At 68.8% G+C, this 11410-nt stretch carries 11 protein-coding genes; 8 read left to right on the top strand and 3 right to left on the bottom strand.

Translation table 11 applies throughout. The features are described 5' to 3' along the window. From VMJ70_08230 to VMJ70_08220, 3 genes are all read left to right on the top strand, one after another. A partial coding sequence (locus tag VMJ70_08230) for a hypothetical protein (GenBank protein HTO91105.1) occupies window positions 1-297 on the top strand: 297 nt, incomplete at its 5' end. Between the two features lie 308 nt (window positions 298-605). Beyond that, entirely contained in the window at window positions 606-1286 is a 681-nt protein-coding gene (locus VMJ70_08225) for an MgtC/SapB family protein (GenBank protein ID HTO91104.1), read from the top strand. A 378-nt stretch (window positions 1287-1664) separates the two neighbouring features. Then, complete coding sequence (locus VMJ70_08220; GenBank protein HTO91103.1) at window positions 1665-2450, top strand: hypothetical protein; 786 nt, start codon at window positions 1665-1667, stop codon at window positions 2448-2450. Between the two features lie 86 nt (window positions 2451-2536). Here the strand turns inward: VMJ70_08220 and VMJ70_08215 are convergent, their stop codons facing one another. Continuing rightward, on the bottom strand, window positions 2537-3094 hold the full coding sequence (locus tag VMJ70_08215) for a redoxin domain-containing protein (protein ID HTO91102.1): 558 nt from the start codon (window positions 3092-3094) through the stop codon (window positions 2537-2539). 167 nt (window positions 3095-3261) lie between these two features. Between VMJ70_08215 and VMJ70_08210 the strand changes: the two genes are divergently transcribed. The 5 genes from VMJ70_08210 to VMJ70_08190 are packed head-to-tail and all read left to right on the top strand — an operon-like array spanning window position 3262 to window position 9473. Then, window positions 3262-4116, top strand: a complete 855-nt coding sequence (locus VMJ70_08210; GenBank protein ID HTO91101.1) for an FkbM family methyltransferase — start codon at window positions 3262-3264, stop codon at window positions 4114-4116. Window positions 4117-4158: 42 nt separating this feature from the next. After that, window positions 4159-6186 (top strand): S9 family peptidase, encoded by a 2028-nt coding sequence (locus VMJ70_08205; GenBank protein ID HTO91100.1) that lies wholly within the window; start codon window positions 4159-4161, stop codon window positions 6184-6186. Then, window positions 6187-7425 (top strand): ATP-grasp domain-containing protein, encoded by a 1239-nt coding sequence (locus VMJ70_08200; protein HTO91099.1) that lies wholly within the window; start codon window positions 6187-6189, stop codon window positions 7423-7425. It begins immediately after the preceding gene. Window positions 7426-7438: 13 nt separating this feature from the next. Next, the gene (locus VMJ70_08195; GenBank protein HTO91098.1) at window positions 7439-8059 is read left to right on the top strand and encodes a NifU family protein; all 621 of its coding nucleotides are present in this window, start codon (window positions 7439-7441) and stop codon (window positions 8057-8059) included. A gap of 46 nt (window positions 8060-8105) precedes the next feature. Then, the gene (locus VMJ70_08190; protein ID HTO91097.1) at window positions 8106-9473 is read left to right on the top strand and encodes a CUAEP/CCAEP-tail radical SAM protein; all 1368 of its coding nucleotides are present in this window, start codon (window positions 8106-8108) and stop codon (window positions 9471-9473) included. A gap of 52 nt (window positions 9474-9525) precedes the next feature. On the opposite strand, the gene VMJ70_08185 is transcribed toward VMJ70_08190, so the two are convergent. Both VMJ70_08185 and VMJ70_08180 read right to left on the bottom strand, forming a co-directional pair. Continuing rightward, window positions 9526-10605 carry an ABC transporter permease gene (locus tag VMJ70_08185; GenBank protein HTO91096.1) on the bottom strand — a complete coding sequence of 360 codons (1080 nt, stop codon included), beginning with the start codon at window positions 10603-10605 and terminating at the stop codon, window positions 9526-9528. Continuing rightward, window positions 10598-11410 (bottom strand): ABC transporter ATP-binding protein (locus VMJ70_08180; protein HTO91095.1); only part of this gene is annotated, 813 nt, incomplete at its 5' end. The genes VMJ70_08185 and VMJ70_08180, both read right to left, overlap by 8 nt.

Below are 11410 nucleotides of genomic sequence, written 5' to 3'. Positions count from 1 at the left end.
TTCGACGCGCGCGCCAACGGGCTCGAAGGCATCTTCTCGACGCGGCTCGACGCGACCGGTTATCGGGCACGGCCCGCGAACCTCGACGTGGAAGAGCTCAATCTCGCCGGCGCCTACGGACAGGCCGAGTGCGACGCCATGAATTTCAAGGTCGCCGACGAAGTGCCGTTCGATCGGCTCAACGAGATTCTGTGGAGGACCGCCCACTCCTCCGGCCCGCCGCCCCCGGTGCGGAGCGGATTCGCCCTGGGCGCCGCGGGCCCCGGCGATCGCGACGAATTGCAGCAGGACCCGTAGTCAAGTTCGCTCGCGCGGGTCCGAGACACCGAACTCCGCGAGTCAGCCGCCGGCAAGATCGGATTCCCGAGGGCGGCACGCGCACTGCGGGCCAGCCACATCGCGTGGAATCGCGAGCTCGGTAGGCCACCCGCGGGGCCTCGCCACCGACGAGCAGTCCCTGACCGAAACGTTCGCGCTCGAAGGATGTGCTTCCCTTCACGGACGGCTGGTGGTACTTGCTAGTGGATGGGAGCGTTGGCCCCGGCCGTTTCAGGTCAGGGCGCCGATGCTCCGAGTCTGAGAACTGCGCCGCGAAAGGACCTGGGATGCCGTACACCGAGCTGTTCCTTCGCATCGTCGTCGGAGCCCTCCTCGGCGGCGTGATCGGTCTCGAGCGCGATCGGCGCGGGCGCCCGGCCGGGCTGCGCACCCACATGCTGGTGGCGCTGGCCGCCGCCACCTATATGGTGGTCTCCACTCAGTTCATCGAACACCAGAAGTACGGAGCCGCCGAGCACGTCGAGGTCGACGTCTCGAGAATCGCGGCCTCGATCGTGACCGGCATCGGCTTCCTGGGCGGTGGCGCCATCATGCGCACCGGACTCAACGTCCTCGGGCTCACCACCGCCGCGGGGATCTGGCTGGTCGGTGCGATCGGCATGGCCTCGGGTGGCGGCATGTACGCCACTGCGGTCTACGTCACCGTGCTGGGCCTCATCGCGCTCACCGTGCTGCGGCGGTTCGAGGACAAGGACGACCATCTTGACGTGCGCCGGGTCCTGGTGACGCTTCGTGCCACGCCGTCGCTCGACGAAGTGATCTCGCGACTCTCGTCACTTTCCGTACAGACCAGTGTTCTGCAGAGCGAGCGACTCCTCACCGAGGATCGGCTCGTGGCGACGCTCGAGGTCCGCGCCCCCCGAGCGATCACTCAGGGCCAGCTGCTCGACCTGGTCTCACCCTCGGCCGGGCTCGAGCGAGCAAAGGTCGAGCGCGCCGAGGGTTGAGCCGCGGCAGAGTCGACGGTGGCGGGTCAGGGCCCGGCTCGCATCTTCTCCCTTGACCCGGCTCGCCCGCGGTGGGACAACCGTGGGGCGCTTCGGCGGGATCCGACTTCTCTCCGGCAGCGTACCTTTCCAGCCACGAAGGCGTCGCCATGCCGCCCCCCTCGCGCCCGCGCTTTCGCTCCGCCGACCACGGAGCTCGGGCCGACTCGCGCCTCGCGAGTCCTGAAGTTCCGCACCGCCGAACTTGGTTCGATGGTTACTGCGGGCACGCGCGCGACCCTCCCGCCTGCGCGCCCAGGAGACACCCGACGCATCACCTCAGGCGTGGTGCACCCCAGCTGAATCGCCCGAGGAGGCCGCCAAGATGGGAGGTACTTCATGAACCGCAGGCTAGCTCTTCTGCTGCTCACCGCTGCGGTCGCGCTCGTGGCATTCGCTCCGCGCACTTCCCGTGCGCAGGCAAATCCGCCGACCGTCGACCCGACTCACTACTGGACGTATCAACTCGAGCGCCCGTTCGGGATGCCGACTCCGATTCTGGCGCGCGACCAGTTCTTCCTCGGCTACACGCCGCTGCTCGTGGACTCGCTCGAGCGGCTGGTGAACTGGGTCTACAAGAACAACTCGCCGGTGCGCGACACGATGATCCACTACACGTGGTGGAACATCGCCACCAAGTTGCCGATGCACGCCTCGGCGATTCTGCAGAACCAGTTCGGGCAATATCCGATCGACGTGTTCGATCTCGACTTCATGCTGGTGCCGGCGTGGAAGAACTACCAGAGCCCGGTATTTCCGATCGCGAACCACTACCTCTGCTATCACGCCCAGGGTCCGCCGCCGCCGTTCGGCGTCGAACTGCGCGACGAATGGCGGACGGACTTCCAGTACCCGGGGCCGCTCCAGTTCCTGTGCGTCCCGTGCTGGAAGGAGCACAACGGACAGATCTTCGCGCCGGTGGATACGGTCACGCATCTCGCGCTCTATCCGATCATGCCGCAGTCGCCGGTGTTCTATCCGTTGATTTCGGACCAGTTCCTGTCCTATCCGCAGTACGTCTTCCAGCGTCCGGTCGAGTACCTGATGGTGCCTTCGGTCAAGACGCTGATTCCGACCGACACCAAGAACACGACGTGGGGAAGGATCAAGCAGATCTATCGCTAGTCCGACTCGCGACATCACTGGAATCAATCGGCGGCCGCCTCGCCATCGGGGCGGCCGCCGTTCGCCGGAGCCGGCGAGACGCGCGTTCAGCGCGAACCGTCGCGGGCAGCCGCCACGGGGCTGTCTTCGCCGAGCAGCGTGGCAAGCCCCTCGAGTTCCTGGGCGCTCGGATCGCCCGGCTCGAGATGGCGGATGCGCAGGCGCTGGTCCACCAGGCACCAGGCGGGCGCCGCCTTCTGGTCCGCGCTCGAGATGCCGAACTGCAAGGCGACGTAGCCGCTCGGGTCGGAGAGCAGACTGTAGGTGAGGCCGAGCCGCTCGAGCGTCTGCCAGTTGGCCCCGTCGCTCGCGCCCAGCACCACCACCGGCTCGATCGACAGCGCCTCCCAGCGTTCGCGCTGCTTCTGGATCGTCGCGAGCGCCGCGTCATCGGCGCCGAACACCAGCAGCACCGGGCCGGCCTTGCACAGGTCGTGGAGATGGCGCCAGCCGTACGGAGTCGAGGCGAACGCGAAATCCGGGGCGGTCACCGGCTCCGCTGATGCCGCTGGCGCGGGGGCCTGCGCGAACGAGGTGTGGGAAGTGAACGTGAGGAGTGCGGTGGTGGAGAGGATCAGGCGCGTGTAAACCATGCGGCGGTGCATGCGGTCTCCGGTTGCGAAGTCGGGAACGACAGAACTGGGCACGGCATGCGGTATCGGCGGCGTCGCGCGCGAGCTTGAGGAATGAAGCGTGCGGGAGCGCTCTGCTGGTATTGTTCGCGACCGATTTCGTCAAATTGCAACGAGGGGAGCGGCAACACGCACGTAACATGAGCTTCGAACACTCGATCGCACTGGCAGTTCGTAATCCGACAACCTTCGCGCGCAAGTGCCTGGCGCGCGCGACGGCGTTCGCGCCCGGCTTCCCGCGCCGGTTGTGGCTCCACCTCGGCGACGTGCGCTTCGAGTGCGACTTCGCGCTCGGGCCGAAAGTGCGCGACATGTGCTTCGGCGCCTACGAGCCCGAAGAGGTCGAGGTGTTTCGAAGCGTGCTCCGGCGCGGCGACGTGGTGGTGGATGCCGGCGCCAACATCGGCTACTTCACCGCGGTGGCGGCGAGCCTGGTGGGCGCCGAAGGTGAAGTGCACGCGTTCGAACCGGTGCCGGGCTACTTCGCGCGACTCGAGGCGCTGCGCGCCGCGAATCCCCGGCATCGCATTCTCGCGAACCCGGTGGCGCTCGGCGCGAGCGAGGGCCGGGCCGAGATCCGCGTCTCGGGCACGGGCAATCTCGGCTGGAACACGCTGGTGCCCGAGCTGATGTCGCGCGAGTCGGCGGTGTCGGTACACGAGGTGCGCGTGCGGCGTCTCGACGCGTATCTCGAAGAGCACGGGATCGAACGCCTCGCGCTGCTCAAGGTCGACGTCGAGGGCTTCGAACTGGCGCTGCTGCGCGGATTCTCGGGCTGGCTCGAGCGGCATTCTGCTCGCCCGGTCATCCTCTGCGAGGTGGCGCCCGGCGCCTATCCGCCGCAGGGCGCGCGCGTCGGGGAACTGTTCGAGCTGCTGGCGCGCTTCGGCTACCAGGCGAGCACGGCGACGGTCGACGGCCAGCCGCTCGGGCCGAACGACCTGCGCGAGACCACCAACGTGTTGTTCCGCGCGGGCCCCAGGTTGGCGGTATAGTCCGCGGCCGTTCCCGCATCGCCCCTCCACCGGAGACTCGCGATGAAACTCTCGACGCGATGGCTGTTCCCGCTGGCGCTCGGTCTGGTGGTCTCGATTCCGTCGGCGCTGGCCGCCGCGCCCGCCAAATCCGGTGGCGCGGTCATCCACCCGACTCCCGAAGAAGTCGTTTCGCTCTCGAGCGCCGGCGAGCTGGCGATTTCGCCCGACGGCAGCCGCCTGCTCTATGCGCTTTCCACCAATCATCTCGATCCCGCCGCCAAGCCGGCCGAGCAGGACAAGGATGCAGGCTGGCAGCGCGATCGGCAGCTCTGGTGGGTGAACCTCGGCGCCGGCGAGCCGCGCCAGCTCACCTCGGGCGCGGAGAAGGCGGGGAGCCCGCAGTGGTCTCCCGACGGCCGCGAGATCGCGTTCCTGAGAAAGGTGAAGGACAAGACGCTGCTCCAGGTGATCGCGGTGGACGGCGGCGAGGCGGTCGCCATCCCGACCGGCGAGCTCGAGCCGACCCACGTCCGCTGGTCCCCGGACGGAAAGTCGTTCGCGTTTCTCGCGCCGATTCCGGAGAGCAAGGACGCGAAGGACGAGAAGTGGAGAACCGGCGGCGTGGTGGACTGGGGCGATCAGTGGCGCGACGACGTGTTGTGGGTGGTGGGGCGCGCCGGAGGCGAGCCGCGGCGCGTCACGGCAGCTGACGAAAACGTCGCAGACTTCCAATGGTCTCCCGACGGCGCGAAGTTCGTGATCCTGACCAGCCGCAACGCCGATCCCTACGAAGTGGCCAGTCAGCTCACGCCGAAGCTCGTCTCGGTTCGCGATGGCGCGCTGATCCGCTCGCTCGGTGGCGCCGGCACCTACGACGCTCCGACTTGGTCGCCGGACGGGAAGCGGGTCGCGGTGCTCACCACCCAGCAGTCGCTCAGCATGATGAACGTGCTGCTGGTATCCGACGCCGGGACCGGCAAGAGTGCCAACGTCGTTCCCAATCTCGAACTGTCGATGACCGGCTTCGTGTGGAGCCCGGACTCGAAGTCGCTGATCGCCCTCGCGCTACAGCGCACCGGCACCGCGCTGCTGCGCTTCCCGGTCGAGGGCGGCGAGGCCGTCGATCTCGGCTTCAGCGGCCGCGTCGCCGAGCCGCCGCTGACCATCGATCGGGCCGGGAAGAAGCTGGCGTTCATCTCGTCCACCGATCGAGAGGCGCGCGACCCGACGGTGTTCGACCTCGACACGCGCCAGACCCAGATCCCGACCCACCTCAATCCGCAGGTCGCGCAGTGGAGCCTCGGCCGCGAAGAGGTCGTGCGCTGGAAGAGCGAGAATGGCGCGGAGATCGAGGGGCTCCTGCTGGTGAGCCCGCAGGCGCACGCCGGCGCCCCGGCGCCCCTGTTCGTCTATCCGCACGGTGGTCCCGACGCGGCGACGCCGCAGAGCTTCAGCGGCTTCATCCAGTTCTTCGCGGCCCACGGTTATTCGGTGTTCATGCCCAACTATCGCGGCAGCCTCGCCTACGGTCATGATTTCTACGCCGCCAACCGCGGCCGCCTCGGCGAGATCGAGTTCCGCGATATCGAAAGCGGCGTGGACGCGCTGATCGCAAGCGGCAAGGCCGACGCGAAGAAGCTGGTCTACGGCGGCTGGTCGTGGGGCGGATTCCTGACCGCGTGGGCGATCGGTCACACCACGCGCTATCGCGCCGCGGTGGTCGGGGCGGGCGTGAGCGACGTGTCGGTGCAGTACTCGCTGAGCGACATCAATCACGGCGTCGCCTCGGCCTGGGAGTTCCTCGGCAATCCCTGGAAGCAGACCGAGAACTTCGATCGCTCGAATCCCATCCGATCGATCAAGAACGCCAGCACGCCGACGCTGATCCTGCACGGCCAGGAGGATCCGCGCGTCGGGTTCACCAGCAGCGTCGAGCTGTACCGCGCGCTCTCCGATCTCGGCGTGCCGGTCCGCTTCTACGCCTATCCGCGCGAGCCGCACGGTCTGATGGAGCCCGCGCATCAGGCGCATCGGCTGCAGGTCTGGCTCGACTGGTTCCAGCACTATCTGACCAGCACACGGAGCTGAGTGCCGAGACTTCTGCTGCTCATCAGCACCCAGAGCTACCGCGCCGGCGCGTTCTTGGACGCGGCGCGGGCCCTGGGCGTGGAATTCACGGTCGGATCGAACCGTGCTCAAGCCCTGGCCGGGCTGAACCCGGCCGGGCATCTCGAGCTCGATTTCCGCGACCCGAACGCCGCCCTCGAGCGGATCGTCGAGTTCTCGCGCCGGCATCCGATCGACGCGGTGGTGGCGGCGGACGACGATGGCGCGCTGCTCGCCGCGCGCGCCAGCCGGGCGCTGGGGCGAGCCGCGCATACTCCCGAGGCGGTGGCCATGGCGCGCGACAAGCTCGCGGCGCGCGAGGCCTTCGCGCGCGCCGGGCTGCTCACTCCCGAGCATGTCACAGTTCCGATCGGCGACGATCCATCGTCGTGGGCCGCGCGAGTCCGCTACCCCTGCGTGCTCAAGCCGCGCGGCCTGTCGGCGAGCCGCGGCGTCATCCGCGCCGACGACGCGGTCGGGTTCGGCGCGGCGTTCCGGCGCATCGCGGCGATGCTCGCGGCCGAACCGCCGCGAGCCTCGGGCGAGCCGCCGATCGATTCGCTGCTGGTCGAGCGCTTCATCCCCGGCGAAGAGGTGGCGCTCGAAGGGCTGGTGACCGGGGGCGCCCTCGAGACCCTGGCGATCTTCGACAAGCCCGATCCGCTCGATGGCCCGTTCTTCGAAGAGACCCTCTACGTGACACCGACTCGGAAAAGGGAAGAACTCCAGCGGGAGATCCACGACACCGCGGCTCGGGCGATCGGCGCCCTCGGGCTCGGCCACGGCCCGGTGCATGCCGAGTTCCGCCTCAACGCCGAGGGCGTCTGGCCGCTCGAGATTGCGCCCCGCTCGATCGGCGGACTATGCTCGCGGGCACTCCGCTTCGGCGAGGGCGAGAGCCTGGAGACGCTGCTGCTGCGCCACGCGCTGGACCTCGACGTGCGGAACGTGAGGCGGGAGCGGGCGGCCTCGGGAGTGATGATGATCCCGATTCCACGCGCCGGAATCCTGCGCGGGATCGGCGGCATCGAACGGGCGCGGGGCGAGCCTGGAATCACCGACGTCCGCATTTCGATCCCGGTCGGCGCGCGACTCACGCCGCTGCCCGAGGGCTCGCAGTATCTGGGTTTCGTGTTCGCGCGAGGTGCCGAGCCAGAGGAAGTCGAACAGGCATTGCGAAGGGCCCACCAGCGGCTCACATTCGACATCGCGCCAGTATGAAGGAGTAAACGGAGTGTCCGAGACGACCAACGAACCCTGGGTCACGGTGAGCGAGCTCGCTCGCGAGAAGATCCTGGGACTCATGAAGAGCGACAGTCCATCCGACTCGGCGCTGCGCTTCGGCGTCACCGGGCGTGGTCCGGGCGGCTTCCAGTACCGGCTTGGATTCGTACCCGGCTCGGATCTCGCCGCCGACGATCGCGTGGTGGACGCGGGCGAGGGCCTGCGCATCCTCATCGACTCCGGTAGCGCCGAGCTGGTGAAGGGCACCGCGATCGATTTCATCGACGGGCCCGACGGCGCGGGCTTTCAGATCAACAATCCGAACCCGCTGTGGACCGATCCCCTGGCGCTCTCGATCCAGAAAGTGTTCGACGACGAAATCAATCCGCAGATCGCCGCCCACGGCGGCTGGGTGAGTCTGCTCGAAGCGAAGGACGGCGTCGCTTACATTCAGCTTGGCGGTGGCTGCCAGGGTTGCGGCATGGTGGACGTGACGCTCAAGCAGGGGATCGAAGTGGTGCTGAAGGAGCGGGTGCCCGAGATCCGCGAGGTGGTGGACACCACCGATCACGCCGGCGGCTCCAATCCCTACTACCGCCCGAGCAAGGGCGGGCGCTCGCCGTACTCCTGACCCGATCGCGCGGCGTCTCGCCGCGCGCCCTCGCCGCGCCCCGATCATGAAGCGCGTCGTCCTGATCTCGACCTACGATCTCGGCCGCTCGCCGCTCGGTCTGGCTTCTCCCGCCGCCTGGCTGCTCGAAGCCGGCCACCGGGTGACGTGCTGCGATCTGGCGGTCCAGCCGCTCGACGAGTCGGCGGTTCGCGAAGCCGAATGGGTCGGCTTCCATGTGCCGATGCACACCGCGACGCGGCTCGCGCTGCGCGTGATCCCGCGCGTGCGCGCGCTCGCCCCGCGCGCGACGCTGGTGGCCTACGGGCTCTACGCGGCGATGAACGCCGACAGTCTCCGCGCTGCCGGCGTGCGGCACCTGCTGAGCGGCGAGTACGAGTCCGAGCTGACCGCGCTGATCGGCGCCGAGAGCGACTCCGCGCCGCGAACCCTCACCCCGCTCGATCGCCTGACATTCCGCGTTCCGGATCGGGACGGGCTTCCGCCGCTCGATCACTACGCGCGACTCCGGGTGGGCGAGGACGAACGCCTGGTGGGCGCGGTCGAGGCGACCCGCGGCTGCAAGCATCGGTGCCGGCACTGTCCGGTGGTGCCGGTCTACGGCGGCCGCTTTCGCGTGGTGCCGCGCGAGATCGTGCTCGAGGACGTCCGGCGGCAGGTGGCGCTGGGCGCGCGCCACATCACCTTTGGCGATCCCGACTTCTGGAACGGCATCGGTCACGCGCTGCCGCTGGTTCGGGCACTGCACGCCGAGTTCCCCGATCTCTCGTACGACGTCACCATCAAGATCGAGCATCTGCTGAAGCATGCGGAAGCGCTGTCGGCGCTGCGCGATACCGGCTGCGTGCTGATCACCAGCGCGGTCGAGGCGTTCGACGATGCGATCCTGCGCAAGCTCGACAAGGGCCACACCCGCGCCGACTTCGGGCGGGCGCTCGCCCTGTGCCGCGCGGCGGGGATCGAGCTGCAGCCCACGTTTGTGGCCTTCACCCCCTGGACTTCGCTGGACGGCTACGCCGAAATGCTCGACGCGATCGAATCGTTCGACCTGATCGAGCACGTCGCGCCGATTCAGCTCGCGCTGCGACTCCTGATCACCGCCGGCTCGCGACTGCTCGAGCTGGAGGACGTCCTCGACCGGGTCGAGGGCTTCGATCCCGAGCGCCTGGTGCATCGCTGGCGGCATCCCGATTCGCGCGTGGACGACCTGCAGCGCCAGGTTCAGGCCCAGGTCGAGCGGGGAATCGCGAACCGGGAGAGCCGGCGCGCGATCTTCGAATCGGTACGACAGGCCGCCGGGAGGTTCGGCGCGCGTTCGCGCGAGCCGGCCGGCGCGCGGCGCGCACGAGCCCCGGGGGCGCGGTCCGATCGGCGGGCGCCGGTGCCGTTCCTCACCGAACCCTGGTACTGCTGAGCGGAGCCTCTGGAGGAGCCGGGCGCTCCTCAACAGCTGCCGGTCTGACCCGCTACTCCCAGCGGAACAGTCGGAGAGCGAGGGCGAAGCACACGACGCCCCAGGCGCCGAGCGCGATCAATTGCGGCGCGACGCCGGCGAGCCCGGCGCTCTCGTTCATGATCGCGCGCAGGCCGTTGTTGACCAGGGTGAGCGGCAGCGCCTGAACCAGCGGCTGCATGACCGCGGGAAACCGCTCGCTCGAGAAGAAGCTTCCCGACAGGAGCCACATCGGCATCATCACGAAGTTCATGAGGCCCGAGACCGCCTCGATAGTGCGTGCGCGAGAAACCACCAGCAGGCCCAGCGCGCTGAACGCGAAGGCGCCGATCACCACCACCAGCGCGAACGCCAGCCACGAGCCGCGCACGTAGGTGCCGAAAGCAATCACGCCGAAGCCGAGCACGGTCGCGACCTCGAGCAGCAGCCACACCGCGCGCGCCAGCACCAGCGACCAGAGATAGTCGCGCCGGCGCATCGGCGTCGCGATCATGCGCTTGAGGAGCTTCTGCTGGCGGGCGCCCGCGATCGGGAATCCCACGCCCCACATGCCGGTGCCGAGCAGGTTGAGCCCGATCAGCCCCGGAATCAGGAAGTCGATGTAGCGCGAGCCCGGGCGCGCGCGCGTGTCGCTCACCACGCCCACGCGATCGGTGCGGCCGGCGGCGCGTTCGAGCGCATCCACCGTGACCAGGAAGGCGAGCCGGGTTTCGGGACGCGACGGGTCGTAGACGACCCGGGGCGGCGATTGACCTGCGCGCACCAGCACCGCGATCTTCCCGCGCCGGAGCGCCGCGTCGGTCTCGTCGGCCGGCACGCGCACCACCTCGATGTCCTTCGATCGCGAGAGCGCCACGCTCACCGAATCGGCGCCCGGACCGATCTCGACACCGACGCGCGAGCGCTGCGGGCCCTGGTTGCGGAACGCGATACCGAGCGCCAGCGCCATCAGCAGCGGAAAGGCGAAGGTCCAGAACACGGCTTCGGGCTCGCGCAGGAAACCCACCATGCGCGCGCGCGACAGCTGCCACAGCGCCCGATCGCTCAGGCGCTTGCCGGTGAAGCCGCTCGGGGCCGGCGCGTGATCAGGCATCGCGCAGCGTCCTGCCGGTGAGGCTCACGAACACGTCTTCGAGCGTCGCGTGGTGGGTGGTGAGCGCCGCGAGCGGCAGATGCCGGCGCTCGAGCTCGGCGAGGAGCGCCGGGATGGCGACGTGCGGCTCGCGCACGATCAGCGCCACGCCCGCGCCCTCGATGCGCGCCTGGGTCACGCCCGGAAGCTTTTCCACCGCGCCCGGTTCGATCTCGCCTTCGACGCGGAATTCGACCACGTGATCGGCGCCCAGCGAGGCGATCAGCTCGCGCGGCGTGCCGAGCGCGATGATCTGGCCGTGATCCATGATCGCGACCCGATCGCACAGCCGCTGCGCCTCGTCCATGTAGTGGGTGGTCAGCAGCACGGTGCGCCCGAGCCGCTTGTAGCCCTCGATCAGCTCCCAGAGCTGGCGGCGCGACTGCGGGTCGAGCCCGGTGGTGGGCTCGTCGAGGAACAGCACTTCGGGATCGTTGACCATCGCGCAGGCGACCGACAGTCGCTGGCGCTGGCCACCCGAGAGCTTGACCACCCAGGCGTTGGATTTTTCCTCGAGCTGAACGCGCCGGATCACTTCTTCGGGCGTGGGACCGTGATCGTAGAAGCTGCGAAATAGCGTCACGGTCTCGAGCACGCTCAGCTTGTCGGTGAGCTTGGTTTCCTGGAGCTGAATGCCGAGCCGCTGGCGCAGCGCGCGGTCGTGCCCGGCGCCCCAGCATTGACCCAGCACCTCGACCGAGCCGGCGTCGGCGACGTTCAAGCCTTCGAGGATCTCGATCGTCGTGGTCTTGCCGGCGCCGTTGGG

The sequence above is a fragment of the Candidatus Sulfotelmatobacter sp. genome (genome assembly GCA_035498555.1).
Taxonomy (GTDB): domain Bacteria; phylum Eisenbacteria; class RBG-16-71-46; order RBG-16-71-46; family RBG-16-71-46; genus DATKAB01.
Note: the sequence above shows the minus strand (reverse complement) of the source record. Positions and strands in the feature narration are given on the sequence as shown.

What these genes read in the sequence shown, in the direction of transcription:
- VMJ70_08225 (HTO91104.1), top strand. Translation starts at nt 606, where the DNA reads ATGCCGTACACCGAGCTGTTCCTTCGCATCGTCGTCGGAGCCCTCCTC.
- VMJ70_08185 (HTO91096.1), bottom strand. Translation starts at nt 10,605, where the DNA reads ATGCCTGATCACGCGCCGGCCCCGAGCGGCTTCACCGGCAAGCGCCTG.
- VMJ70_08210 (HTO91101.1), top strand. Translation starts at nt 3,262, where the DNA reads ATGAGCTTCGAACACTCGATCGCACTGGCAGTTCGTAATCCGACAACC.
- VMJ70_08205 (HTO91100.1), top strand. Translation starts at nt 4,159, where the DNA reads ATGAAACTCTCGACGCGATGGCTGTTCCCGCTGGCGCTCGGTCTGGTG.
- VMJ70_08215 (HTO91102.1), bottom strand. Translation starts at nt 3,094, where the DNA reads ATGCACCGCCGCATGGTTTACACGCGCCTGATCCTCTCCACCACCGCA.
- VMJ70_08220 (HTO91103.1), top strand. Translation starts at nt 1,665, where the DNA reads ATGAACCGCAGGCTAGCTCTTCTGCTGCTCACCGCTGCGGTCGCGCTC.
- VMJ70_08190 (HTO91097.1), top strand. Translation starts at nt 8,106, where the DNA reads ATGAAGCGCGTCGTCCTGATCTCGACCTACGATCTCGGCCGCTCGCCG.